This window comes from Streptomyces albidus (ex Kaewkla and Franco 2022) (assembly GCF_013870515.1).
Lineage (GTDB): Bacteria > Actinomycetota > Actinomycetes > Streptomycetales > Streptomycetaceae > Streptomyces > Streptomyces albidus.
Window position 1 is genome coordinate 1 of record NZ_JACBXA010000061.1, and the last position, 25,625, is coordinate 25,625.

General features: G+C 70.4%; 20 protein-coding genes, 1 tRNA gene and 1 pseudogene. 7 read left to right on the forward strand and 15 right to left on the reverse strand.

Annotation, left to right across the window (positions count from 1 at the left end; translation table 11 throughout):
• The 5 genes and pseudogenes from H5J26_RS31000 to H5J26_RS12440 all read right to left on the reverse strand — a co-directional run.
• A pseudogene (locus tag H5J26_RS31000) lies at positions 1 to 237 on the reverse strand (hypothetical protein); the annotation flags it as partial.
• Positions 238 to 1,136: 899 nt separating this feature from the next.
• Positions 1,137 to 1,209: transfer RNA gene (locus tag H5J26_RS12425), tRNA-His, on the reverse strand.
• A gap of 100 nt (positions 1,210 to 1,309) precedes the next feature.
• On the reverse strand, positions 1,310 to 1,915 hold the full coding sequence (gene orn, locus H5J26_RS12430) for an oligoribonuclease (protein WP_181765872.1): 606 nt from the start codon (positions 1,913 to 1,915) through the stop codon (positions 1,310 to 1,312).
• A 25-nt stretch (positions 1,916 to 1,940) separates the two neighbouring features.
• Positions 1,941 to 3,254, reverse strand: coding sequence for a helix-turn-helix domain-containing protein (locus H5J26_RS12435; protein ID WP_181765873.1), 1,314 nt, complete (start codon positions 3,252 to 3,254; stop codon positions 1,941 to 1,943).
• Positions 3,255 to 3,656: 402 nt separating this feature from the next.
• A complete protein-coding gene (locus H5J26_RS12440) occupies positions 3,657 to 4,094 on the reverse strand; it encodes a hypothetical protein (protein ID WP_309237887.1) in 438 nt (145 codons plus the stop codon).
• A 346-nt stretch (positions 4,095 to 4,440) separates the two neighbouring features.
• Between H5J26_RS12440 and H5J26_RS12445 the strand changes: the two genes are divergently transcribed.
• Entirely contained in the window at positions 4,441 to 4,965 is a 525-nt protein-coding gene (locus tag H5J26_RS12445) for a universal stress protein (protein WP_181765874.1), read from the forward strand.
• Positions 4,966 to 5,262: 297 nt separating this feature from the next.
• Here H5J26_RS12445 and glmS read toward each other — a convergent pair whose 3' ends face one another.
• The gene (glmS, locus tag H5J26_RS12450; protein ID WP_181765875.1) at positions 5,263 to 7,089 is read right to left on the reverse strand and encodes a glutamine--fructose-6-phosphate transaminase (isomerizing); all 1,827 of its coding nucleotides are present in this window, start codon (positions 7,087 to 7,089) and stop codon (positions 5,263 to 5,265) included.
• A gap of 134 nt (positions 7,090 to 7,223) precedes the next feature.
• Positions 7,224 to 7,502 (reverse strand): hypothetical protein, encoded by a 279-nt coding sequence (locus H5J26_RS12455; protein WP_181765876.1) that lies wholly within the window; start codon positions 7,500 to 7,502, stop codon positions 7,224 to 7,226.
• 237 nt (positions 7,503 to 7,739) lie between these two features.
• Between H5J26_RS12455 and H5J26_RS12460 the strand changes: the two genes are divergently transcribed.
• Positions 7,740 to 9,425 carry a beta-N-acetylhexosaminidase gene (locus tag H5J26_RS12460; RefSeq protein ID WP_181765877.1) on the forward strand — a complete coding sequence of 562 codons (1,686 nt, stop codon included), beginning with the start codon at positions 7,740 to 7,742 and terminating at the stop codon, positions 9,423 to 9,425.
• A 62-nt stretch (positions 9,426 to 9,487) separates the two neighbouring features.
• Here H5J26_RS12460 and H5J26_RS12465 read toward each other — a convergent pair whose 3' ends face one another.
• From H5J26_RS12465 to H5J26_RS12485, 5 genes are read right to left on the reverse strand one after another with little or no spacing between them, the layout of a single operon-like run.
• Positions 9,488 to 10,408 carry a DUF4429 domain-containing protein gene (locus tag H5J26_RS12465; protein WP_181765878.1) on the reverse strand — a complete coding sequence of 307 codons (921 nt, stop codon included), beginning with the start codon at positions 10,406 to 10,408 and terminating at the stop codon, positions 9,488 to 9,490.
• 7 nt (positions 10,409 to 10,415) lie between these two features.
• The gene (locus tag H5J26_RS12470) at positions 10,416 to 11,579 is read right to left on the reverse strand and encodes an acyl-CoA dehydrogenase family protein (protein WP_181765879.1); all 1,164 of its coding nucleotides are present in this window, start codon (positions 11,577 to 11,579) and stop codon (positions 10,416 to 10,418) included.
• Positions 11,580 to 11,584: 5 nt separating this feature from the next.
• Positions 11,585 to 12,565 (reverse strand): hydroxymethylglutaryl-CoA lyase, encoded by a 981-nt coding sequence (locus H5J26_RS12475; protein WP_181765880.1) that lies wholly within the window; start codon positions 12,563 to 12,565, stop codon positions 11,585 to 11,587.
• Positions 12,562 to 14,742: an acetyl/propionyl/methylcrotonyl-CoA carboxylase subunit alpha gene (locus tag H5J26_RS12480; protein ID WP_181765881.1), complete on the reverse strand. Its 2,181-nt coding sequence runs from the start codon at positions 14,740 to 14,742 to the stop codon at positions 12,562 to 12,564. Before H5J26_RS12480 ends, H5J26_RS12475 begins: the two co-directional genes overlap by 4 nt.
• An 18-nt stretch (positions 14,743 to 14,760) precedes the next feature.
• Positions 14,761 to 16,407: a carboxyl transferase domain-containing protein gene (locus tag H5J26_RS12485; protein ID WP_181765882.1), complete on the reverse strand. Its 1,647-nt coding sequence runs from the start codon at positions 16,405 to 16,407 to the stop codon at positions 14,761 to 14,763.
• A gap of 97 nt (positions 16,408 to 16,504) precedes the next feature.
• Between H5J26_RS12485 and H5J26_RS12490 the strand changes: the two genes are divergently transcribed.
• The 3 genes from H5J26_RS12490 (at position 16,505) to tesB (ending at position 19,488) form a co-directional block, all read left to right on the forward strand.
• Positions 16,505 to 17,143: a TetR/AcrR family transcriptional regulator gene (locus H5J26_RS12490; protein ID WP_181765883.1), complete on the forward strand. Its 639-nt coding sequence runs from the start codon at positions 16,505 to 16,507 to the stop codon at positions 17,141 to 17,143.
• A gap of 186 nt (positions 17,144 to 17,329) precedes the next feature.
• On the forward strand, positions 17,330 to 18,487 hold the full coding sequence (locus tag H5J26_RS12495) for an acyl-CoA dehydrogenase family protein (RefSeq protein WP_181765884.1): 1,158 nt from the start codon (positions 17,330 to 17,332) through the stop codon (positions 18,485 to 18,487).
• A gap of 110 nt (positions 18,488 to 18,597) precedes the next feature.
• Positions 18,598 to 19,488, forward strand: coding sequence for an acyl-CoA thioesterase II (gene tesB, locus H5J26_RS12500; RefSeq protein WP_181765885.1), 891 nt, complete (start codon positions 18,598 to 18,600; stop codon positions 19,486 to 19,488).
• 29 nt (positions 19,489 to 19,517) lie between these two features.
• Here tesB and erm read toward each other — a convergent pair whose 3' ends face one another.
• The 3 genes from erm to H5J26_RS12515 all read right to left on the reverse strand — a co-directional run bounded on the left by erm (position 19,518) and on the right by H5J26_RS12515 (position 21,648).
• Positions 19,518 to 20,303: an ErmE/ErmH/ErmO/ErmR family 23S rRNA (adenine(2058)-N(6))-methyltransferase gene (gene erm, locus H5J26_RS12505; protein WP_181765886.1), complete on the reverse strand. Its 786-nt coding sequence runs from the start codon at positions 20,301 to 20,303 to the stop codon at positions 19,518 to 19,520.
• Between the two features lie 328 nt (positions 20,304 to 20,631).
• Positions 20,632 to 20,787 (reverse strand): hypothetical protein, encoded by a 156-nt coding sequence (locus tag H5J26_RS12510; RefSeq protein WP_181765887.1) that lies wholly within the window; start codon positions 20,785 to 20,787, stop codon positions 20,632 to 20,634.
• Positions 20,788 to 20,844: 57 nt separating this feature from the next.
• Complete coding sequence (locus tag H5J26_RS12515) at positions 20,845 to 21,648, reverse strand: phosphatase (RefSeq protein ID WP_181765888.1); 804 nt, start codon at positions 21,646 to 21,648, stop codon at positions 20,845 to 20,847.
• A gap of 162 nt (positions 21,649 to 21,810) precedes the next feature.
• Here H5J26_RS12515 and speB point away from each other — a divergent pair, with 162 nt between their 5' ends.
• The gene (gene speB / locus H5J26_RS12520; RefSeq protein ID WP_181765889.1) at positions 21,811 to 22,845 is read left to right on the forward strand and encodes an agmatinase; all 1,035 of its coding nucleotides are present in this window, start codon (positions 21,811 to 21,813) and stop codon (positions 22,843 to 22,845) included.
• Positions 22,846 to 23,569: 724 nt separating this feature from the next.
• The coding region (locus H5J26_RS12525) for an ABC transporter ATP-binding protein (protein WP_235980660.1) at positions 23,570 to 25,625 on the forward strand (2,056 nt) is incomplete at its 3' end.

Below are 25,625 nucleotides of genomic sequence, written 5' to 3' on the forward strand. Positions count from 1 at the left end.
GCGCCGCCCGGGCGGGCGCTCGTGGTCGAAGCCGTTGGTGTGCTTCTCCGGAACGTAGCCCTGTGAGCCGTCGTGCGGGTCCGGGTACGGCCTCGACGGGCCGTACCCGCTGGTCATCGGCTCGAAGGGCCCGAACGGGCCGTCCTGACCTGAGGAGCCGGAGGGACCGTGCGATCCGTGTGAGCCGTAGGGACCACCCGGATCCTGGGGGCCGTGTGGATCGTTGGGACCTTCCATGCGTATCGAGTCCTCTCCCTGGGCCCTGGGCCTGTGCAGACCGCGGTCCGGTCCCCCCAGGCTCGGTCCACGTCAGCGGCCCCGCATCCCCAGCGCGGGCGGCACTGTGCCAACGGCGAAGCCGCTCACCCGCGCGGCCGTACGGAGCTGCGGGCCCGGACCCCCGGCGTCTGCCGGTGGATCGCTCCCGGACGGCCGTGGCCCACGCCGCGGGCGGCGCCCAGATGCGCAGAGGTAGGCGCGGCCCGCGTCCGCCGGTCGTTCGTGCCTGTCGTGGTGTGTCCGTCCGCCGGTGGCGGTCACGGCAGTGGGCGGGGCCGATGCCTCCGCGCCCAGAGGTGCATCCCGGGCCGTCCCGCGATCACGGGCTCGTACACCTCGGGTGCGGCAGCGCCCTGAATCTCCGCTCGGCGGGCGGTGGTTGGGCAGCGGCAACGCTGCTTGCGGCGCGGTGGCGGGTCGTTCAGAGCAGCCCGGCGACGGTGACGATCAGATACGCGGAGGCGACTGCGATGATCAGCCCGACGATGACTGCGATGATCTTTCCGTTACGGCGCATGGTCTGCCTCGGGGGCGAGTGGCGGGTGGTGTTCGATCGGTTGTCGGTGTCGTGCGTGCTCCCGGTTGTCGGTGAACTCAAGACCTATGAGAGCGCTTGCCGGTTGTAGTACGGCGCTGCCCGGATCGCAGGGCCCGTCCGGGAGGAGGGGCAGCCTCGCCGGCGTACGGGCGTTCCGGGACGGGCGGCGCAGCCGCGCCGGACGGCAGGTACAGGCGAGTACAGGTGGGTGCCGCCGGATACGCGCGTACGGACCGGGTCGCCGCCCTGCAAGCGCGCCGCAGACGGCACGAACAAGGCCCCCACCCGGTTTCCCGAGGTGAGGGCCTTGAACAGCGAGGGTGAATGACGGGACTTGAACCCGCGACATCCTGGACCACAACCAGGTGCTCTACCACCTGAGCTACATCCACCACGACCGGCGCTCTTCCTACCGGCCGTGAAAGAGTGTACAGGGTCGGCCGGGGTGCGTGCGCACGGGTTACGGCCGGGCCGGTGCCCCGCCGGAACCCCTCATGAGGCGGGCGGCACCACGTGCTTCGCCGCGACCTTCTTCGCGGTGTCGGAGTCCGGCCCGGGGGCGGGGACGAAGAGCGACTCGCGGTAGTAGCGCAGCTCCGCGATCGACTCGCGGATGTCGGCGAGAGCGCGGTGGTTGCCGTTCTTCGGCGGGCTGTTGAAGTACGCGCGCGGGTACCAGCGGCGGGCCAGCTCCTTGATCGAGGAGACGTCGACGATGCGGTAGTGCAGGTGGCTCTCCAGGTCCTTCATGTCGCGGGCGAGGAAGCCGCGGTCGGTGCCGACCGAGTTGCCGCAGAGCGGGGCCCGGCCGGCTTCCGGTGCGTGCTCCTTCACGTACGCCAGAACCTGCGCTTCCGCGTCGGCGAGCGTCGTGCCGTCGTCGAGTTCGTCCAGCAGGCCGGAGGCCGTGTGCATCTCACGGACGACCTCCGGCATCGAGGCGACCGCCCGTGCCGGAGGACGGATCACGACATCCACGCCCTCGCCGAGTACGTTCAGCTCAGAATCGGTGACCAGAGCGGCCACTTCGACGAGCGCGTCGTCGGACAACGAGAGCCCCGTCATCTCGCAGTCGATCCACACCATGCGGTCATTCATGAGCTTCACCCTACGTCGACACCCCTCAGCCGCGGCCTCGTTGTCCCGGGACCCTCGCCGCCCAGGCATCTGATTCCGGTTTCCCCGCTTCTGCCGCCTCCGAACGGTGCTCGCGGTGATGACGCGCGTCGCGGAGGTCACGTGGTGCGTAGGAGCCGGTCGCGGAGACCAGCCCGTGCTCGTGGCCGCCGCTGAGCATGCCGGCACCGCCGGCGTTGCCCGTGTCACCCGATACGCCGGGATCCTCCGTGTATGCGCCCTCACTGAATCCGCCCGCGTTCGGGTTGCCGCCCTCCGGACGGCGCACCCGGTAGGCAGCACGGTAAGCGGCCGGCGAGGAGCCCAGCTGACGTCTGAAGTGACCGCGAAGGGCCACAGGCGAACGGAAGCCGCAGCGCCCCGCGACCTCGTCCACCGAGTAGTCGGACGTCTCCAGCAGCCGCTGTGCCTGGAGCACCCGCTGGGTGATCAGCCACTGCAGCGGCGCGCTGCCCGTCAGCGAACGGAATCGCCGGTCGAAGGTCCTCCGCGACATGTACGCGCGTGCTGCCAGCGTTTCCACGTCGAACTGTTCGTGCAGGTGCTCCAGGGCCCACGCCACGACTTCGGCGAGCGGGTCCGCACCGATCTCCTCTGGTAAGGAGCGGTCCAGATGTCGTGGATGGCCGCCGGTCTCTGCTCCGGCCCCGCGGCGCGGAGGTACGACCAGGCGCCGGGCGAGGGCGCCTGCCGCCTCCGCCCCGTGGTCGTTGCGCACGACGTGCAGGCACAGGTCGATGCCCGCAGCGGTGCCGGCGGAGGTGAGGATGTCGCCGTCGTCCACGAAGAGTTCACGCGGGTCGACGTGGACGGACGGGTAGCGCTTGGCAAGCGTCGGCGCGTACATCCAGTGGGTCGTCGCGGGGCGCCCGTCCAGCAGTCCCGCTGCGGCCAGTACGAAGGCTCCCGTGCACAGCCCGACGAGCCGTGCCCCTTCTTCGTGTGCCCGGCGCAGAGCCTCCAGGGCCGCGGCCGGCGGTGGCTGCGTGATGGAACGCCACGCGGGAACGACGACGGTGCCCGCGCGGGACAGGGCGTCGAGCCCGTAGGGAGCGCTCAGTTGCAGCCCGCCGGTCGTACGCAGCGGCCCGTCTTCCCCCGCACACACCAGCAGCCGGTAACGGGGGACCCCGGCGTCCTGGCGGTCGATGCCGAACACGGAGAGCGGTATGGAGCTCTCGAAGATGGGTCCACCGCTGAAGAGCAGCACCGCCACGATCTCGCGGCGCCGCCGTGCGGCCAGTTTGCGGGTGTTCGCCGGGCCGTTCGTCGAGTCCTGATGGCTCTTTGGAACGCTCACCGGAAGTCAGCCCCCCTCAATCGTCGCGTCCTCTCGGTCCTGCACGCTTCCCCCGCGGCGACAGCCAAGATCGAATCTACTGTGTCGAACGATGTCACCGGGACAACTTCGACACCCGGTGCTATGTCGACAAGGCAACTTGGCGTGAAGCGTTCGATCACGAAGCGTTCCATTCGGTGACGCCACTGGGAAGTGCGCATGCCGTCCCTGCCCCGCCGCCGTATGAGCCACACGTGCCGGTCGGTCCTTTCCGTGCAGGTGGCGAGGGGTTGGGGAGTTGTCGCGCCAACGGCCATGGCTCGTAACAAAATTGGCCGAAAAAAGCAGGGCTCGCATATGGGATCCGGACACCTTGCGAGCGTAGCCCCCCACGAACTGGCCTACGGCGGTTCGAAGTCGGCCTTACGGCTGGTCAGGGGCGCCGGGGCGCCGCCCGCCGCGGTGCAGACCGGTGCCCGTCCGGCTGTGCCGGCCGCGGTGCGGACCGGGCCGGTCGATGGAGAGCCGGGCGTACGTCTGCTGGATGTACGCGCGCTCGGACTGACGCAGCAGCATACGGCAGGCGGCCGTCACGGCGGTGAGCCCAACTGCCGTGCCCAGCGCGGCTCCTGCCGGGTAACCGCACGTCAGCAGGGTGCAGGGGACGAGCGCGCAGCTGAACGCGCCCCACCGGACGACCTTGGCTCCCGCGGCGGAGGCACGCGTGGCGGCGTCCGCTTCGGGTTCCGGCATGTCGTAGGGGTCCGGTTCGGTGGCTGGATCCGTACGGGTGCCGAGGTGTGCGGAGGTGGCGGGGAGTCGGCGTCGGCCTCCGCCCGGGCGGCTGGTGGGTGATAGCACCTACTGATAACGCTGTGGCGTGCGCGTGGTAACTGAAAGTGTTCCGCCGGGCACGTTCCGTCGACCTCGGTGAGGGGTGGCGTAAGGGGCATGGCGGGGCGTTGCGTGATGGCTCTCGCTCAGGCATGCTCCGGGGTCAGCCTGCGACGACCGGTGCCTCCCGACGCCCCTGGGCAAGGGTGGAGTCTGGTCGTACCCTTACGGGTAAGGGGCAGGAAAGGCCTTGGCCGTATTCCGGCCGCCGCCGTCAGGACCCCCGGGGAGTCGAGCACTCGACTCGCCGTACGCAAGATCACCGCCAACCGCCGCTCCCTCCGCACAGAGGACTCCCTTCGCCGAGACACCGATGGCCGGACACGAGATCCCCGAACCCGCGGACCGCAAGCAGGTCGCAGATCCGACCGCGATTCCTGATGAAGCGGTGGAAGACGCACGCCACTCATGCGACCCCGCGTTCCAGCACGGCGTCGTGGTGGGCTTCGACGGCTCCATGTCGAGCGAGCGGGCGCTCGCGTACGCGATCGGCATGGCCTACCGGTCCGGTTCGGGCCTGATCATCGTGCATGTGGCGAACCGGCTGCCGACGACGGTGTGGGCCGGCTGCGAGCCGCCCGTCTTCGTCGATGTTCCCGATCACCGCACCGAGGTGCTGGGGTTCGAACTGGCCTGTGCGGAACACCTTTCCGAGGTGCCCTGGATCCTCGTGGAGCGCGGCGGTGACATCTGTCACGAACTCGAAGAGGTCGGGCACGAGTACGAGGCGGACGCCATCGTCGTCGGCTCGACGCACGGCCTGGCGGGGCGGATCTTCGGCTCCGTGGCGGGACGCCTCGCACGTCGGGCGGAGCGCCCGGTCGTGGTGATCCCGTAACGTTCCCCGGCCTCACGGCTGTCCAATTGCCCTTTTCCGTGGGGTGAGTTCGCTGTTGTCCAGCGATAAATCTTCTCACTCCGACAGGTGGATTGTGAGCTTGTGAGGGGCATATAGGTGGCACGGACGCCCGAACAAACAAACGGCGTGCTGTCGCGCGGGAGGTGACGGTCCCGCGGGGCGGCAACCTGCCGGCGTTATGGGCGACGCCGGTGCAGGGGAGGCGGAATCCCGCGTGGATGGTGGCCCGCGCGGGATTCCGCCCGCTGCCCGGCCCTCGGGGCCGGCTGGATCCGACTACTCGACCGTGACGGACTTCGCCAGGTTGCGCGGCTTGTCGATGTCACGGCCCAGCGCCAACGCCGTGTGGTACGCGAGCAGTTGAAGCGGAATCCCCATCAGCACCGGGTCGAGCTCGACCTCGTTGCGCGGGACCACGATCGTGTGGTCCGCCTTCTCCTGCTCCTGGTGCGCCACGGCGAGGATCTTGCCGCTGCGGGCCTTGATCTCCTCCAGCGTCGCCCGGTTCTTGTCGAGCAGTTCGTCGTTCGGGAGGATCGCGACGGTGGGTACCGCGGGCTCGATCAGCGCGAGCGGACCGTGCTTCAACTCGGAGGCCGGGTAGGCCTCGGCGTGGATGTACGAGACCTCCTTGAGCTTCAACGACGCCTCGCGGGCCACGGGATACCCGCGCACACGGCCCACGAACATCATGCTCTTGGCCTCCGCGTAGTCCGCCGCGAGCTTCTTGATCTCGTCCTCGGCGCGCATGATCTCGTCGATCTGCTCGGGGAGGCGCCGCAGTCCGGCGATGATCCGCTTGCCGTCGGCGACGGACAGGTCGCGGATACGGCCGAGGTGCAGGGCGAGAAGCGCGAACGCGACGGCGGTGTTCGTGAAGCACTTGGTGGACACGACGCAGACCTCGGGCCCGGCGTGCACGTACACGCCGCCGTCCGTCTCACGCGCGATGGCGGAGCCGACGACGTTGACCACGCCCAGCACGCGGGCGCCCTTGCGCTTGAGCTCCTGCACCGCCGCGAGGGTGTCGTAGGTCTCGCCGGACTGGCTGACCGCGATGTAGAGCGTGTCGGGGTCGACGACCGCGTTGCGGTAGCGGAACTCGCTGGCCGGCTCCGCGTCGGCGGGGACGCGGGCCAGCTCCTCGATCATCTGGGCGCCGATCATGCCCGCGTGGTACGCCGAGCCGCAGCCGAGGATCTTCACGCGGCGCATCCGGCGCGCCTCGCGCGCGTCGAGATTCAGCCCGCCGAGGTGGACCGTGGCGAAGCGCTCGTCGATGCGCCCGCGCAGCACGCGGTCGACCGCGTCGGCCTGCTCGGCGATCTCCTTGTGCATGTACGTGTCGTGGCCGCCCATGTCGTAGGACTCGGCGGCCCATTCGACGGTCTCGGGCGAGGTCGAGGTGCGGGAGCCCTCGGTGGTGTAGGTGCGGTAGTCGTCCGCCTTGATGGTGGCCATCTCGCCGTCGTCCAGCGTGACGACCTGGCGGGTGTGCGAGACGAGGGCGGCGACGTCGGAGGCGACGAACATCTCGTGCTCGCCGATGCCCAGCACGACCGGCGAGCCGTTGCGGGCCACGACGATGCGGTCGGGGAAGTCGGCGTGCAGCACGGCGATTCCGTACGTGCCCTCCACCATGCGGAGGGCCTCCTGGACCTTGCCCTCCAGGCGCTCGTCCTGAGCGCGGGCGATGAGGTGGGTGAGCACCTCGGTATCGGTCTCGGAGGCGAAGGTGACGCCGTCGGCCGTGAGCTTGGCGCGCAGCTCGGAGGCGTTGTCGATGATGCCGTTGTGGACGACGGCGACCTTCTCGTCGGGGTCGACGTGGGGGTGCGCGTTGACGTCGTTCGGGGCGCCGTGGGTGGCCCAGCGGGTGTGCGCGATGCCGGTCGTGCCCGCGAAACGGGCGGGGACGCGCTCCTCGAGGTCGCGGACACGGCCCTTGGTCTTGGCCGTCTTCAGCCCCGCGCTCTTGCCGGAGCCGCTGCTGTGGATGGCGATGCCCGCGGAGTCGTAACCCCGGTACTCCAGCCGCTGCAGTCCTTCGAGCAGGAGTGGCGCGACCTCACGCTGGCCGATATATCCCACGATTCCGCACATGTTGGGTGCTGCCTCTCCCTCGACGATGTCCACTTGGTGGTGGCGTTCGGTGCTGTTGTGTGCCCGAGTGGTGTTCGAGCGGTCCTTCGTTCGCCGGCTTCAGCTGTCGGCTGTCGGCCGTGCTCCGCGTGCGGTCATCCGTAGACGAGCCGGCGCAGCTGCCGCAGTGAGAGGTCAGGGGGCGCTACCGCGCGGCGCGGCAGCTCCGACGAGATCCGGGCGAAGATCTCCGTGTTGGTGAGCCCCCTGGACTGCAGCTCGCGATGCCTGCGGCGCACGAACTCCTCGGTCCTCTCGTCGAAGTACGCCAGGACGTCCAGGACGATCCGGGCCGCTTCGCCGCGCTGGAGCGGCGTCGTGCGGACCAGGTGGTCGATGAGGTCGTCGTGGACCGGCGTACGGACTTCGAGCACCCTTTGATATTGAAGGCTCGGGGTGGGTAACGCAAGAAATCTGCCCGGTATCGGGCAAGCGTGTCGATATATGACGGACGGTGAATTCATGGTCACTCACTGCCGTCGCGCTCCGGTGTCGATGCGCCCGATGAGTGGTCTACACCTTGACCGTTCCCGGGGGTCGCGATACGAGTGTGACCGTTCCGTCGCTCCACGCACATGCCACGGCCATGCAGCCGCTCTGCGTGCGCCCCCATGAACGAAGCCCCATCGAAGGGATCGCTCGTGAGACCACTCCGGCCGCTGCTGCTCTGCGCCGCCCTCCTCGCCGCCGCCCTGCCCGGCTCATTCACCACCGCCGCGGCCGCCGAACCGGCGGACCCGCCGGGCACGCTCAGCGCGAGGGAGGCACCACCTGTGGACGAGGAACGCGAGCCGAGGCCACTGGACCAGGTGATCCCGGCACCCGAGTCCGTACGGCCGGGCGGTGCCCCGTTCACCATCGGTGAGCGGACCGTGATCCGGGTGACGCACGGGTCTCAGGAGGCCCGGCGGATCGGGGGGACGCTCGCCGCGCTGCTGCGGCCGTCCACCGGCCACCGGCTGCCCGTCACCACCAAGGCCGGCCGCGACGGCATCCAACTGAGGCTGGTGGACGGCGAGTCCGGCAACAGGGCGCTGGGAGACGAGGGTTACCGGCTCGAGGTCTCCGACCGGGCAGCGGTGATCAGCGCGCCCACGGGCACGGGCCTCTTCCACGGAGTCCAGACGCTCCGTCAACTGCTGCCCGCCGGCGTGGAGTCGTCCGAGGAGCAGCCCGGGCCGTGGCAGATCGCGGGCGGCACCATCACCGACAGGCCGCGCTACGCCTACCGCGGCGCGATGCTCGACGTCTCCCGGCACTTCTTCAGCGTCGAGGAGGTCAAGCGGTACATCGACCAGCTCGCCCTCTACAAGGTCAACAAGCTCCATCTGCATCTCTCCGACGACCAGGGCTGGCGCATCGCCATCGACTCCTGGCCGAGGCTGGCCTCCTACGGCGGCGGCACGGAGGTCGGCGGCGGGCCCGGTGGCCACTACAGCAAGGCCGACTACCGGGAGATCCTGCGCTACGCCGGCGACCGGAAACTGACCGTCGTCCCCGAGATCGACATGCCCGGACACACCAACGCCGCCCTGGCCTCCTACGCGAAGCTGAACTGCGACGGCGTCGCGCCGCCCCGCTACACCGGCACGGAGGTCGGCTTCAGCTCGCTGTGCGTACCGCTCGAGGTGACCTACGACTTCGTGGACGACGTGGTGCGTGAGCTGGCCGCCATGACGCCGGGCCGCTACCTGCACATCGGCGGCGACGAGGCGCACTCGACGAGCCACGAGGACTACGTCGCCTTCATGGAGCGGGCGCAGAAGACCGTCGCGAAGTACGGCAAGACCGTGATCGGGTGGCATCAGCTCACCGGTGCGAAGCCCGCGAAGGGCGCGGTCGCGCAGTACTGGGGGACGAGCGGCGCCGAGGACGAGCCCGAGGTCGTGGAGGCGGCGAAGAAGGGGACCCGGCTGATCCTCTCGCCGGCCAACCGCGCCTACCTCGACATGCAGTACAACGAGGACACTCCGCTCGGGCTGCACTGGGCGGGCTACGTCGAGGCTCAGCAGTCCTACGACTGGGACCCCGGCAAATACATCAAGGGCGCGCCGGAGGACGCCGTGTTCGGCGTCGAGGCGCCGCTGTGGTCGGAGACGCTGGAGAACAGCCGGCACATCGAGTTCATGGCCTTCCCGCGGCTGCCGGGCATCGCGGAGCTCGGGTGGTCGCCCGCATCGAAGCTCGGCTGGGAGAAGTACCGGGTGCGGCTCGCACAACAGGGGCCGCGCTGGGAGCACTCGGGCATCGACTACTGGCGCTCGCCCCAGGTGCCGTGGCCGGGCGAGGGCGGCTGATCCCCGGCTGAGTCCGGGATCGACGGCGCGGTCCGGCTCCGGTGCTCCGGGGCCGGACCGGCTCAGAAGCGGCCGATGACCGCTTTCTTGGCGGTGGCGAACTCCTCGTCGGTGAGGACGCCTTCGCGGTGCAGCTCGCCGAGCTCGCGCAGCCGCCGGAGCAGTCCGTCGTGGTCGGAGGCCGCCCCGGCGCCGGCCGCGCCGTCGGAGGCCTCCTTGCCCTTGTCGAGGGAGAGGGCGGCCTCGTCAGTGCGTCCTCGCGAGGAGTGTGCCGCTGCGGGGTGCGGCAGCCTTGCCGTCACCGCTGCGGCGAGCAACACCGAGCCACCCGTCTCGCGGGCCTGCCGAATGCCCCACAACATCAGGCAGTTGGGGTCGTGCTCCGGCTTGAGGACAGGGTGCCTGCCCTTCGGGATGAAGCGCAGCGAGCCGTTCTCCCATCCCAGCGCGGGCGTCCATTCCACCCCGTCCAGCTCGGCCAGGGTGAATTCGCGTGCACCCGCATGCGATTTGCTCTCCGACGCCATCCAGTTCCACTTGAGCTGGACGCGCTCACCGTCGAAGGAGACGGCTCCGTCGGTGCCGCCCGCCGACAGCGGAACGGCGGGACCAGGCAGCAGGAAGCGGTCGCAGGGCGTGTCCGGGACCTCATCCAGCAGCAGTGCGCGGCGGAGCTCCTCCACCAGGTACTCGGCCACGCCCTCGCGGTCCCGCTCCACCGGCAGTTGGTAGGGATCCGAGGCGTCCGGCAGCCGCCCGCTCGCCACTTGGGCGAGCGGGTCGGCTCCTTCCCTCAGGCGAAGCCGAAGCCGGCCGCCCTTCCGCCCGGGCTCGTACGCGACCGACGACACTGCCCTGAGCGGCACGGCGACCTCGCCCAGTGACTTGCGCAGCGGATGCACGTGCTTGTCCGTCGCAGGCACGATGCGGACGGTCTCCCCGTCGAAGGTCCAGGTGCCGGTGCGCTGGATTATTTCCGCCATACGGCGATTATCCGACGCCGAGCTCCCTGGCCACCAGCATCCGCTGGACCTCGCTCGTGCCCTCGCCGATCTCGAGGATCTTGGAGTCCCGCCACATGCGTGCCACCGGGTACTCGTTCATGAAGCCGTAGCCGCCGTGGATCTGGGTGGCTTCCCGGGCGTTGGTCACCGCGATCTCCGAGGAGTACAGCTTCGCCAGCGCCGCCTGCTTCTTGAAGGGCTCGCCGAGAGTCAGACGGGAGGCGGCGTCGCGCCAGGTGACGCGCGCGGTGTGCGCCCGCATCTCCATGTCGGCCAGCTTGAACTGGATGGCCTGGTTGGCGCCGATCGGCTTGCCGAACGCCTTACGGGTGTTGGCGTAGGTGAGGGACTCGTCGACGCAGCCCTGGGCGAGCCCGGTGGCCAGGGCCGAGATCGCGATCCGGCCCTCGTCGAGGATGCGCAGGAACTGGGCGTAGCCGCGGCCCTCTTCACCGAGCAGGTTCTCCGCGGGGACGCGCACGTCGGAGAAGGAGAGCTCGCGGGTGTCGGAGGCGTTCCAGCCGACCTTCGAGTACGGAGCGGCGACCGTGAATCCGGGGGTGCCGGACGGCACGATGATCGTCGAGATCAACGGTGCGCCGTTCTCCTTGCGGCCCGTGACGGCGGTGACCGTGACCAGACCGGTGATGTCCGTACCGGAGTTGGTGATGAAGCACTTCGAGCCGTTGATGACCCACTCGCCGGTCTGCTCGTCCAGCACGGCGGTCGTACGGGTGCCGCCCGCGTCCGAGCCGCACTCGGGCTCCGTCAGACCGAAGGCGCCCAGCATCTCGCCGGAGCACAGCCGGGGCAGCCACTCGCGCTTCTGCTCCTCGGTGCCGAAGCGGAAGATCGGCATCGCGCCGAGGGAGACTCCCGCCTCCAGGGTGATGGCCACGGAGGAGTCGACGCGGGCCAGCTCCTCCAGCGCGATGCAGAGCGCGAGGTAGTCGCCGCCCATGCCGCCGTACTCCTCGGGGAAGGGCAGCCCGAACAGGCCCATCTCGCCCATCTGGCGCACGATCTCGTACGGGAACTCGTGCCGCTCGTAGAACTCGCCGATCTTCGGCGCGACGGTCTTCTGCGCGAACTCCTCGACGGTGCGGCGGAGTTCCTCGTGTTCGGAGGAGAGGCGGTGGTCGAGAGACATGGTGGTCACTGCTCCTTGTGGGAGTGCTGGTGGGAGCCCTGAGCGGCGTCGGCGCCGGTGAGCGCGCGCACGGTGCGGGAAGGGCTGGGGCGGCCCAGCCGGTCCGCCATCCAGCCGCTTGTGGCCGTCAGGCGGGAGAGGTCGACCCCGGTCTCGATGCCCAGGCCCTGCAGCATCCAGACGAGGTCTTCCGTCGCGAGGTTTCCGGTGGCGCTCTTCGCGTACGGGCAGCCGCCGAGGCCGCCCGCGGAGGCGTCGACCGTCGTGACGCCGTGCCGGAGAGCGGTGAGCGTGTTGGACAGGGCCTGGCCGTAGGTGTCGTGGAAGTGGACCGCGAGACGGCCGACCGGCACGCCCGCCTCGTCCAACTCGCCGAGGAGGGCGCTGACATGACCTGGTGTGGCCACGCCGATCGTGTCGCCCAGGCTCAGCTCGTCGCAGCCCATCTCCAGCAGGGCCCGGCAGACCCGCACGACCTGGGAGGGCGCGACGGCCCCCTCCCACGGGTCCCCGAAGCACATGGAGACGTAGCCGCGGACCCACTGCCCCTCCGCCTTGGCGCGGGTGACCACCGGCTCGAACATCGCCAGCGACTCGTCCAGCGTGCGGTTGAGGTTGGCCTTGGCGAAGGATTCGGTGGCGCTGGCGAAGACGGCGATGTCGCGGCAGCCGTGGGCCACCGCCCGGTCCAGGCCGCGGGAATTGGGTACGAGGACGGGCAGCCGCAGATCTGCGGGAAGGTCGCCGAGCAGCGGCATGAGCGCCTCGGCGTCGGCGAGTTGGGGCACCCACTTGGGGTGCACGAAGCTCGTGGCCTCGATGGTCTCCAGGCCTGCCTGACGAAGCCGGTGGATGAACTCGGACTTCACCTCGACGGGGACCGTCGCCTGCTCGTTCTGCAAGCCGTCCCGGGGGGCGACCTCGTAGACGCGCACCTGCGACGGCAGCCCGTCGGCAGGGAACCGCATGGGCAGACCCTCGATCATGCCTCCGCCTCCTTCGCTTCCCCGGGGTCGCTGCCGTGGGGCTCCACGACGGCGAGCACCTGGTCCATGGCGACGGTGCTGCCCGCCGTGACGTCCAGCTCGGTGACGGTCCCGTCGTAGGGGGCGGTGATGACGTGCTCCATCTTCATCGCCTCGACGACCAGCAGGCTCTGTCCCGCGGTGACCTTCTCCCCGGCTGCCGCCTTGACGACGGTGACCGTCCCCGGCATGGGCGCCGTCAGAGCGTCCGCTCCGTGCGCTCCGGCACCGCCGCGGAGAGCCGCGGCGACCGGGTCGTGGTCCTGTACGTGCCAGTTGTCGCCGTCACGGCCGAGCCAGTGACCCGCGCCCGGTGCGCCTCCGGTGGGGGAGGCGCCCGAACGGGCATGGGTGAGCTGGACGGTGACGCCCTCCCACACGAGCCGCACCCGCCCCGCCCCGCCGCCGTCGCCGAGCCGGGCGCTGTGCGCCTCGCCGTCACCGATGCGGACCAGTACGTCCCGAGGGTCCTCCCCTTCGGGATGCGCACGGACGCGGACCGCGACCGGCTCGTGGCCGGGAACGCGCAAGTGGTGCACCGTCCAGGCGGATTCACCGCCGAGGCGCCAGCCCGAGGGCACGGAGAAGGGGTCGGTCCACCCGGCGTTCGAAGCCCCGGCGGCGGCCACGCCCCTGTCGGGCTCGAGCGCGGCCTGGCGCAGCAACGCGGCGGCGCCGTACACCTCGTCGGGCACGCCGTGCGGCACCAGGGACGCCGCATCACGGTCGACGAGGCCGGTGTCGAGATTGCCGGCGGCCACATCGGGGTGCGCCAGCAGACGCCTCAGGAAACCGGTGTTGGTCTCCACGCCGAGCACCGTCGTCGCGGCGAGGGCCGCGCGCAGCTTGCGCAGCGCCGTGGGCCGGTCCGGGCCGTGTGCGATGACCTTGGCGAGCATCGGGTCGTAGGTCGTACCGACTTCGGTGCCCGGAAGGAGGCCCGAGTCCGTGCGCACGCCCCGGCTCTCGCCACCGCTCTTCGCAAGCTGGCGGTGGCCCTGGCTGCCCGGCTCGTCGAGCAGGAGCACCGTGCCCGCGGAGGGAAGGAAGTCCACGCGGCCGCCGTCGGGAGAAGGCCGGGCCGTCTCCGCGCAGATGCGCGCCTCGATCGCGTGCCCCGTCAGGGTGATGCCGGACTGGTCGAACGGCAGCGGTTCTCCGGCGGCCACACGCAGCTGCCACTCGACGAGATCCACACCGGTGATCAGCTCGGTGACGGGGTGCTCGACCTGGAGACGGGTGTTCATCTCCATGAAGTAGTACGGGCGCGAGCCGTCCTCCTGGGAGGAGGGAGCGCCGCCGGGGACGATGAACTCGACCGTGCCCGCGCCGCGGTACCCGCAGGAGCGGGCGGCCTCCACCGCCGCCCTGCCCATCGCCTCACGCGTCGGCTCGTCCAGGAGCGGGCTCGGCGCCTCTTCCACGATCTTCTGGTGCCTGCGCTGGAGCGAGCACTCCCGCTCGCCCAGGTGCACGACGTTGCCGTGACCGTCGGCGAGGACCTGGATCTCGATGTGGCGCGGGCTGTCGATCCAGCGCTCCACGAGCAGGGTGTCGTCGCCGAAGGATCCGAGGGCCTCGCGCCGGGCCGCCGCGATCTCGTCCGCCAGGACGGCCTCGTCGCGCACGAGCCGCATGCCCTTTCCGCCACCGCCCGCGGAGGGCTTCAGAAGGACCGGCATGCCGATCTCCCGCGCGGACGCGGCCAGTTCGGCGTCGCTGAGCCCCCAGCCGGAGGAGCCCGGGACGACGGGGACACCGGCGGCCCGCACCGTCTCCTTGGCGCGGATCTTGTCGCCCATCAGCTCGATGGCCTGCGCGGGCGGGCCGACGAAGACCAGGCCCGCGTCCGAACAGGCCTTTGCGAAGGCGGCGTTCTCCGCGAGGAACCCGTATCCCGGGTGGACGGCCTGCGCGCCGCTGCGCGCAGCCGCCTCCAGCAGCCGCTCGGCCGAGAGATAGCTCTCGGCGGCTGCGGCCGGGCCGATGCGCACGGCGGTGTCCGCCTCGCGTACGTGACGTGCGTCGGCGTCGGCGTCACTGTGGACGGCAACGGAGGTGATGCCCAGCTCCCGCAGGGTGCGGATCACCCGTACGGCGATCTCGCCGCGGTTGGCCACCAGCACGGTGTCGAACATGGTCACAGTCCAGTCCCCTCACATCCGGAAGACGCCGAAGGCGGGATCCGCGGAATCCTTCGCCGGCAGCGGTGCGTTGGCGCAGGCGGTGAGCGCCAGACCCAGCACCGTCCTGGTCTCCAGCGGGTCGATCACTCCGTCGTCCCAGAGCCTGGCCGTCGCGTAGTAGGCGTTGCCCTGCTCCTCGTACTGCGCGCGCACCGGGGCTCGGAACTCCGCCTCGTCCTCGGCGCTCCACTCCTCGCCGCGCGCCTCCAACTGGTCGCGCTTGACGGTCGCGAGGACGGCCGAGGCCTGCTCGCCGCCCATCACAGAGATCTTGGAGTTCGGCCACATCCACAGGAAGCGGGGGCTGTAGGCGCGGCCGCACATCGAGTAGTTGCCCGCGCCGTACGAACCGCCGATGACGACGGTCAGCTTCGGCACCCTCGTGCACGCGACGGCCGTCACCATCTTCGCGCCGTGCTTGGCGATGCCGCCCGCCTCGTAGTCACGGCCGACCATGAAGCCGGAGATGTTCTGAAGGAAGAGCAGGGGGATGCCGCGCTGGTCGCACAGCTCGATGAAGTGGGCGCCCTTCTGGGCCGATTCGGAGAAGAGGATGCCGTTGTTCGCCACGATGCCGACCGGGTGGCCGTGGATCCGGGCGAAGCCGGTGACGAGCGTCGTGCCGAACTCGGCCTTGAACTCCTGGAACCGGGAGCCGTCCACCACGCGTGCGATCACTTCACGCACGTCGTACGGGGTGCGTGAGTCGACCGGGACCGCGCCGTAGAGCCCGGCGGGGTCGACGGCGGGCGGCTCGGAGGGCCGCACCGTCCAGGGGAGGGGACCGCGCTCGGGAAGGGTGCTCGCGATGTGCCGCACGATGCGCAGGGCGTGTGCGTCGTCCTCGGCGAGGTGGTCCGTCACACCGGAGACCTTGCTGTGGACGTCTCCGCCGCCCAGCTCCTCCGCGGTGACGACCTCTCCGGTGGCGGCCTTCACCAGCGGCGGGCCGCCGAGGAAGATCGTGCCCTGCTCGCGCACGATCACCGCCTCGTCGCTCATGGCGGGGACGTACGCGCCGCCCGCCGTGCACGAGCCCAGCACCGCTGCGATCTGCGGAATGCCCGCACCCGACATCCGTGCCTGGTTGTAGAAGATCCGGCCGAAGTGCTCGCGGTCCGGGAAGACGTCGTCCTGCATGGGCAGGAAGGCGCCGCCGGAGTCGACGAGATAGATGCAGGGGAGGCGGTTCTCCAGCGCGACCTCCTGGGCGCGCAGGTGCTTCTTCACGGTCATCGGGTAGTACGTGCCGCCCTTGACCGTGGCGTCGTTGGCGACGACGACCACCTCGCGCCCGGAGACCCGTCCGACGCCGGCGATCACGCCTGCCGCCGGAGCCGCCCCGCCGTACAGCCCGTCCGCCGCGAGGGGCGCGAGCTCGAGGAAGGGGGAGCCGGGATCGAGCAGGGTGTCCACGCGGTCCCGCGGGAGGAGCTTGCCCCGCGCCGTGTGCCGTGCGCGGGCGCGTTCGCCGCCGCCGAGCCGGACCGTGGCCAGCTTCTCCCGCAGGTGGGAGGCGAGCTTGCGGTGGGCCGCCTCGTTCGTGCGGCAGGCCTCCGACGTCGGATCGATGGTGCTCACCAGCGCCGGCGCCGATGCCGGCTGCTCGTCCCTCACGTGCGCCCCCTCGCCCCTCTGCTCATCGAACGGTTAACGGCCATTAACCGGCTTCTTCAGGTTAACGCTCGCTAACGCCTCTGTCTAGAATGGATCCATGAGCACCCAGACGGGGCCTGCCCCCACCCGCCGCGAGCAGATCCTGCGGGAGGCTGCCCGTCTCTTCGCCGAGCGCGGATTCCACGGTGTCGGCGTCGACGAGATAGGGGCCGCCGTCGGCATCAGCGGCCCCGGTCTCTACCGCCACTTCGCCGGCAAGGACGCGATGCTCGCCGAGCTCCTCGTCGGCATCAGTGAGCGGCTGCACGAGGGTGGGAGGAAGCGGGTGGAGGAGTCGGCCGCCGCCGGCCTCACCCCGGAGGCCGCACTGGACGCCCTGATCGCGGGCCACATCGACTTCGCCCTGGACGACCGCTCGCTCATCACGCTGCACGACCGCGAGCTGGACCGGCTGCGCGAGAGCGACCGCAAGCAGGTGCGCAAGCTCCAGCGGCAGTACGTGGAGCTGTGGGTCGACGCCGTCCAGGCGATCTATCCGGAGCTGACCGAGCTGGAGGCCCGCGTCGCCGTGCACACGGTCTTCGGGCTGCTCAACTCCACGCCGCACCTCAGCGGTTCGTCAGCCCTCCCGGACCGGGAGACCACCGCGGCCCTGCTCCACCGGCTCGCGCGCGGAGCCCTTTCGGCGGCCCCTTCTTCTTCGACTTCTCCGACGGCCGGGCGGGCTCCGTCTTAGACGTTCCCAGGCGTTCTCAGGCGGCCGGGCGCACGGGTGCGGGTGCCGACTCTGGACAGCCGAGCTGACTCATGGGTAGCTTGTTGGCTGAGCAAGCGCTTAGCCAATTCTGAGCTGCCGGTCGGACGGCCGTAGGACCGACGCGGTACGGCGCGCGAGAACAGCGGGACAGAGGGAGGCGTGCCAGTGCGTCGCACGGTGTTCGACGAGGACCAAGAGGCGTTCCGTCAGACGATCCGGGATTTCATCCAGGCCGAGGTCGTCCCCCACTACCAGGAATGGGCCGAAGAGGGCTTCGTTCCCAGGGACTTCTACAAGAAGCTCGGTGAGCTGGGCGTCTTCGGGATCGAGGTCCCGGAGGAGTACGGCGGCGCCGGGGAGAACAGCTTCAAGTTCAACGCCGTGATCACCGAGGAGTGCGCGAGGGCCGGCGTCAGCTTCGGCGGCTCCAGCGTGCACACGGCGCTGTGCCTTCCGTACATCCTCAAGTACGGCTCCGAGGAGCAGAAGCAGCGCTGGCTGCCCTCCTTCGTCTCCGGCGACATGATGACCGCCATCGCGATGACGGAGCCCGGCACCGGCTCGGACCTCGCCGGCATGAAGACCACTGCCAAGCTGTCCGAGGACGGCACGCACTACGTGCTCAACGGCGCCAAGACCTTCATCACCGGCGGCGTGCAGGCGGACCGTGTACTGGTGTGCTGCCGTACGGCTCCGGTGGACCCCGACGACCGGCGCGGCGGCATCTCCATCCTCGTCGTGGACGCGAAGAGCGAGGGCTACGCGGTCGGACGGAAGCTCGACAAGCTCGGCCTGCGCGCCTCCGACACCGCCGAACTCTCCTTCACCGACGTCAAGGTCCCCGTCGAGGACCTGCTCGGCGAGGAGGGCAAGGCGTTCACGTACCTCACGCACAACCTGCCGCAGGAGCGCCTGGGGATCGCGATCGGGGCGTACGCGATGTCGGCCGCGGCGGTGCGGTTCGCGCACGAGTACGTCAAGGAGCGCACGGTCTTCGGCCGTGAGGTCGCCTCCTTCCAGAACACCAAGTTCGTGCTGGCGGACTGCAAGGCCGACGTCGACGCCATGCAGGCCGTCTGCGACCGGGCCCTGGAGGCGCTGGACGCCGACGAGCTGACCGCTGCCGACGCCGCCTCGGCGAAGCTGTTCACCACGGAGCTGGCCGCCAAGGTCATCGACAAGTGCCTTCAGCTGCACGGCGGTTACGGCTACATGCTGGAGTACCCGATCGCCAACCTGTACGCGGACACCCGCGTCTCCCGGATCTACGGCGGCACCAGCGAGGTCATGCGTTCCATCGTGGCCAAGTCCATGGGGCTCTGAGCGGGCGTGGGTCGCATCGCGCACCGGGTCGATGTGATTCGTGCCGCTTCGCCCCGGATTGTGATCTTCGCCGTAACCGCTGGTAGCCCACGGCATGCACAATCGCCGGCATGAACCATGAACTGACGTCCCTGCTCGACCTGCTCGACCTCGAGCGGGTCGAGCAGGACATCTACCGGGGCGGCAGCCGTGCGGCCGTCGTCCCCCGGGTGTTCGGCGGGCAGGTCGCCGCGCAGGCACTCGTCGCGGCCTGCCGCACAGTCCCCGAAGGGCGTCTCCCGCACTCCCTGCACGCGTACTTCCTGCGGCCCGGCGACCCGGGCGCACCCATCGTCTACACGGTCGACCGCATCCGCGACGGACGGTCCTTCACCACGCGCCGCGTGGTCGCCGTCCAGCACGGGCAGCCGATCTTCCACCTCTCCAGCTCGTTCCAGACCCATGAGGAAGGGCTCGAACACCAGGAGCCGATGCCGGAGGCTCCCGACCCCGAGACCCTGCCGACGGCGGAGGAGATGCTGCCCCGGTACGCGGAGCTCTTCCGCGATTCGGACGTGCCGCAGCGCCTGATGAAGGCGCGCGCCGCCGTGGACCTGCGGTACGTACGCGAGCCTCCGTTCGCCAGCGCCGGGGAGCCGCGCGAGCCGCGCTCGCAGGTCTGGTTCCGTACGAACGGCAAGCTCGACGGCACGCTCGACGACCCGATGCTGCACATCTGCCTCGCCACCTACGTCTCGGACATGACCCTGCTCGACTCGGTGCTGCTGGCACACGGTCGCGGCGGCTGGGCCGTCGGCGACGTGGTCGGCGCCAGCCTGGATCACGCGATGTGGTTCCACCGCCCCTTCCGCGCGGACGAATGGCTCCTCTACGACCAGGTCAGCCCCACGTCGCAGGGCGGGCGCGGGCTGGGCAAGGGCCGGATCTTCACCCGCGACGGGCGCCTGGCCGTCTCGGTGATCCAGGAGGGCGTCGTGCGGGTGCCCCGCTCGCTCCAGTAGCGCTCGGTGCACACCCCTCTGCACCGCACTCACCGGGAAGCCCGGGGGACGTCGGTGCCCAACTCCTCGAACAGCGCCGTCCACTGGGCAGGACCGACCAGACCCACGGGCAGTGAGGTGCCGATGCCGAGCCGGCCGAACACCGCACGCACCCGCGCGGACCGGTGCCTCCGGGAGAGGGTCGCCGCGAGTGACCCGCCCACGCCGGTGAAGCCGTACTCGACGAACTCCCGGTACGCGGGCAGCACTCTGCCGGGCAGCAGAGGCCGGGCCCGACGCTCGAGACGCAGCACCGCCGAGTCGGTGCGGGGAATGGGCGTGAACGACGTCCGGCCGACGCGGCCGAGCTGCCGCCACTCGAACTCGGGCCAGGTGCGTACGGTCAGCAGCGGCCAGCGTCCGTAGCCGCCGGTGTGCTTGCGGGCGTACTCGAGCTGGGTCAGCACGGTGGCGGAGGTCAGGTGCCGCGAGGCCAGGCACCAGCGGAGGATGCCGGTGGTGCGGGAGTAGGGGATGTTGCCCACGACGGCGAAGGGCTCCTGAGGTGCGGGCGCACGCAGGAAGTCGCCCTGGACCAGACGCAGTCCGGGCCTGTCGCCGAGCTGCCCCGCCAGCAGACGGGCGAGCCCCGCGTCGAGTTCGTAGGCGATGACGCGGCGGCCGCCGGTCGCGAGCACACGGGTCAACACCCCTTGTCCCGCACCTGGTTCGACGACCAGGTGGTCCTTGGGCAGCGCGGAGAGATGTACGAGGCGGTGTACGACAGAGGGGTCGTGCAGGAAGTTCTGGGAGAGCGTCTTGCGTCGGCGTGCCACGCGGAAGTCCTCTGGTGTGTGAGGACAGGCGGGCTGCGCGGCGCTCGGACGCGTCGTGGAGTCGGGCGCGCCGGGTACGGCTGTCGTACGGGCACACCGCGGCCGGGCCTGTCCGGATGGACGGGAACACCGGAGGCCCTGTCCGTCCGGGGGCGTACCTCCCGCGAGTGCAGCGCATCGGCGCGCGGCAGCGGCCGCGCGTGAGCACGGCGGGGGAGAGCATGCGCAGGACGGATCGTCAGATCATGAGGGCGCGCGAAGGATCAGCTCGCCGCACCGGGATGCGGGGCGGCGTCGTGTGAACCGGAACGCCTCGGGCGTCCTGGGCCTAGCGGATGGCCAGGGCCGGGCGCCGGTCGCGCGGGCGGATGCCGAGCTGGGAGCACTCCCAGCCGGCGGTCCCGTACATCCCGGAGGACGTGGGAGACACACCCGGCGCGACGGCGCGCGCGCCGCCGATGATCGCCTGGAAGGTCGCGGACATGGACGCGACGCTATGCCTGGCCCAGGAGGCCGGCAAACGAATTTCGTGCGGTGGGTGTCAGTCCGCGGAGAGTTGGGCCGCGGAGAGCAGGTAGGCCGTCATCGGCTCGTAGAAGCGGGGGTCGGTGACGTGGTCGTCGAGCGGGACGGTGACGGAGAGGGTGTCCTCGTACTCGCCGAGGAAGAGAGCGGGGTCGTTGGAGTCGGCGAAGCCGACCGTGTCGATGCCCTGCTGTCCGGCGCGGCCCGCCCAACCGTGGTCGGCCACCACCAGATCCGGCAGGGCCTCGTCGGCGCGACGCAGCTCGGCCAGCACCTGAGCCATCGGTTCCGGGGAGTGGGTGTGCCACAGGGACGCGCCCCGCTCGTACACCGCGACACCGCCGAACTGCGCCACGACGCCCTCGTCCGCGTAGGTGCCCAGAGGCACGCGGACGATGTCGCATCCGGCGTCGCGGAGTGCGCGGGCGAGCGCCCCGTGCATGTCGAGCAGCGCGCCGGGGTGCCCGGTCGCGAACATCACGCGCCGCCGGCCCTCCGCCGCCTTGCGCAGCTCCGCCGCCGCGCGGTCCAGTGCTCCGACGGTCAGTTCGGGATCGATGGTGTCCTGACCCCTGCGGTGGTCGGGGTCGTCGACGACTCCGCAGCGCTCCGCCATCACCGCCAGGACGTCCTGCTCGTCCGCCCAGCGGTCGCCCAGTTCCAGCCCGAGCCAGTAGTGCCGGTCCCCGTTGGCGAGCTTGCGGTAGTGGGAGAGGTTGTTCTCGCGAGGGGTGGCCACGTCTCCCGCGATACGGGTCCGGACCAGGTGGTCGATCAGTTCGGATCTGGTGGGCGGAACGGCGGAGGCGAATATGGGCATGCGGCCATTGTCACCCGTGACCGTCCGGGCCCGACGGCGGTACGGGCGATCGGCCACGGGACCGTCACCTCGCGCACCTCCTGTACGCGGCGGACAAAACAAGGCGGTGCGCTCTCTGATACGTCCAACGAGCGCTGCCCGCCCGGCGCCTACGCTCGCCCCATGAGCACCCCGGAGCAGCCCGAACAGCGCCAGTCAGTCGAGCCGTCGGCCCACACGCCGCGCACCGAACCCCTCGGACCGGTCGATTCCTCGAAGGTCCCGCGCTACGCGGGCCCGGCGACGTTCGCGCGGCTGCCCCGGCTGGACGAGGTCGGCGGCAGCACGGACGTGGCGATCGTGGGCGTCCCCTTCGACACCGGCGTCTCCTACCGGCCCGGCGCCCGCTTCGGGGGGAACGCCATCCGCGAGGCGTCCCGGCTGCTGCGCCCCTACAACCCGGCGCAGGACGCGAGCCCCTTCGCGATGGCGCAGGTCGCGGACGCGGGCGACATCGCCGCGAACCCGTTCAACATCGACGAGGCCGTGGAGACCGTCCAGGCGGCCGCGGACGGGATCCTCGACAGCGGCGCCCGGATGATGACGCTGGGCGGGGACCACACCATCGCCCTGCCGCTGCTGCGCTCGGTGGTCAGGAAGCACGGGCCGGTCGCGCTCCTTCACTTCGACGCCCATCTGGACACCTGGGACACCTACTTCGGAGCCGCGTACACGCACGGCACGCCCTTCCGCCGCGCGTTCGAGGAGGGGCTGCTGGACACCTCCGCCGTCTCGCACGTGGGCACGCGCGGACCTCTCTACGGCAAGAAGGACCTGGACGACGACGCGAAGATGGGCTTCGGCATCGTCACCTCGGCGGACGTGATGCGCCGCGGGGTGGACGAGGTGACCGACCAGCTCCGGCAGCGCATCGGGGACCGCCCCCTCTACATCTCGGTGGACATCGACGTCCTGGACCCCGCGCACGCGCCGGGCACCGGCACACCGGAGGCCGGGGGCCTCACCTCGCGTGAGCTGCTGGAGATCATCCGCGGTCTCGCCGGCTGCCGTCTGGTCTCCGCCGACCTGGTGGAGGTCGCCCCGGCCTACGACCAGGCGGAGATCACTTCGGTGGCCGCCTCGCACACCGCTTACGAACTGACGACCGTGATGGCCCGGCAGATCGCCGAAGGACGGTCGGACCGGCAGTCGCCGTAGAAGCAGCAGCAGGGACCACGACGGAGAAAGCTGTAGTGACAGCTGTGGTCGGAAGTGGTGCAAGGGACGGTTGAAAACAAGCACGTGGGGCTGTTTCCAGCCGTATTCGAAACTGAGTGTATGCGCTTGCTTGCATACCGTACTGATTTCCACGTTTCAGGTGATCGGAATAGTGGCTGGTGGGAGCGGTGTGTGTGATGACAGTCACAGACGGTAAGCGATAACTGTGTGAGTCTGGTTTAATACACAACGTTACTCATTCTGTTCGGTCGATGTGCATTGCGTGAAAATTCTCGACAGACTCCGCAGTGCGGTCCCGCGGGATGGGGGCGTCACATGACGGCGACAGGGCCGGCCCTGTGGGGGGTGCCTCCTTGTCAGCATTCCATGGACGTCTCCTCCGGGACGGTCCGGCAGAGCCCCCCGCTCTGCCGGACCGTCCCGGGTGCAGCCGGCGAAGAGCACCGCACATTCACCCCGTTCCTGCCCGGTGTCGAGCTGCCCGGCGTCGAAGCGCCCGGCTGCTCCGGCGGGCACGGATTTCCGGACAGGACCTAGGTCTCAGGTCCGGACTTCGCGCCGGTCGCGTCACGTGGGGATGAATTCCGCACGCCAGGACGTTGGATGCTTCGGCAGCAGCAGTGGGGGCGATCTCTCGGCTCCGCCCGGGCACACCCGGTGCGGAGCACAGCGGGGGACGGAGAGCGAGGGACGCAGGGTGACGTTGACGGGGACGGAAGCGGCGAGCGCACAAGAGGGCACGGAAGCTGCGGGCGAACCAGAGGGCTGGGCGCGGCGGCTGGCGGGCTACTGCTGGCGCTACAAGAGTGCCGTGGTGGTGGCGGTCGGCGCCTCGCTCGCGGGCATGGGCGTCATGGCGCTCGTGCCGCTGCTCACCAAGGTGATCATCGACGACGTCGTGGTCGGCGGTGCGTCCGGCATGGTGCTGTGGATCGGGCTGCTGATCGCCGCGGCCCTGGTCGTCTACGTGCTCACCTGGGCCCGTCGCTACTACGGCGGCCGCCTCGCCCTCGACGTACAGCACGATCTGCGTACGGAGATGTACCGCGCCATCATCCGGCTCGACGGTCGCAGCCAGGACGAACTCTCCACCGGACAGGTCGTCGGCCGGGGCACGAGCGATCTTCAGCTGGTGCAGAGCCTGCTGTTCATGCTGCCCATGATGATCGGCAACGTGCTGCTCTTCGCCGTCGCCCTCGTGGTGATGATCGTGCTCTCCCCGCTGCTCACCGTCGTGTCGCTGGCCGTCTTCCCCGCCCTGTGGTGGATCGCGAACCTGAGCCGCACCCGCCTCTTCCCAGCCACCTGGTACGCGCAGCAGCAGGCCGGCGTCGTCGCGTCCGTCGTCGACGGAGCGGTCACCGGGGTGCGCGTGGTGAAGGGCTTCGGGCAGGAGAAGCAGGAGCAGCGCAAGCTGCGTGACATCAGCCGCGAACTGTTCGCCGCCAGGCTGCGCACGGTGCGGCTCAACGCCCGCTACACGCCCGCCCTCCAGTCCGTGCCCGCCCTCGGACAGGTCGGCATGCTGGCGCTGGGCGGGTGGATGGCGACGCAGGGCGAGATCACGCTCGGCACGTTCGTCGCCTTCTCCACCTATCTCGCGCAGCTGGTGGGGCCCGTACGGATGCTCGCCATGATGCTGACCGTCGGGCAGCAGGCGCGGGCGGGTGTCGAACGGGTCTACGAACTGATCGACACCGAGCCTCAGATGAACGAGCGCCCTGACGCGCACGAGTTGCCCGCCGACGCCGAGGCGTCAGTGGAGTTCGACGGCGTCGGCTTCGGCTACGAGAAGCCGGGCGAAGTCGCTGTCGAGGGCGAGGGCGAGGGCGAGGGCGAGGGCGAGGGCGAGGACGGGGACGGGGACGCCGAGGACCGCGCCAAGGACGCCGCGAAGCGCCGTGTCCTGGACGGGTTCAGCCTGCGGGTGGAGCCCGGCGAGACCGTCGCGGTGGTCGGGTCCAGCGGCAGCGGCAAGTCCACGCTGGCCCTCCTGCTTCCCCGCTACTACGACGTGACCGGAGGGGCGGTACGGGTCGGCGGGCACGACGTGCGCGAGCTGACCCTGGGATCGCTCCGTTCGGCGATCGGGCTCGTACCCGAGAACAGCTTTCTCTTCTCCGACACGATCCGCGAGAACATCGCCTACGGCGCTCCGGACGCCACCGACGAGCAGGTCGAGGCCGCGGCGCGCGTCGCCCAGGCGGACGGCTTCATCAACGAACTGCCCGAGGGCTACGACACGACGGTCGGCGAGCAGGGCCTCACCCTCTCCGGCGGCCAGCGGCAGCGCATCGCGCTCGCCCGTGCCGTACTGACCGATCCGAGGCTGCTGCTCCTCGACGACGCCACTTCGGCCGTCGACGCCCACGTGGAGCACGAGATCCACGAGGCGCTGCGGAGCGTCATGGCGGGGCGGACCACGCTCCTGATCGCGCACCGGCAGTCCACGCTCGGCCTCGCGGACAGGATCGCGGTCCTGGACGGAGGGCGGCTGGCGGACGTCGGCACGCACGAGGAGCTGACCGAGCGCTGCGCGCTGTACCGCCGGCTGCTGACCGACCCGGACGAGTTGGGTGAGATCGAGCAGGACCCGGCAGGCCTCGCCGCGGCCGCAGTGCCCGCCACTCCCCTCCACTCCGTCGACGCCGTCGACGGAGTGGACGCCGCCGTGGTCGCGACGGGAGTCGCCTCCGTCGCGGAGACGGGCCGGAGCGGGGAGCGGTGGTGCTCGTCTCCTCGGTGCACGCCAACCGCGG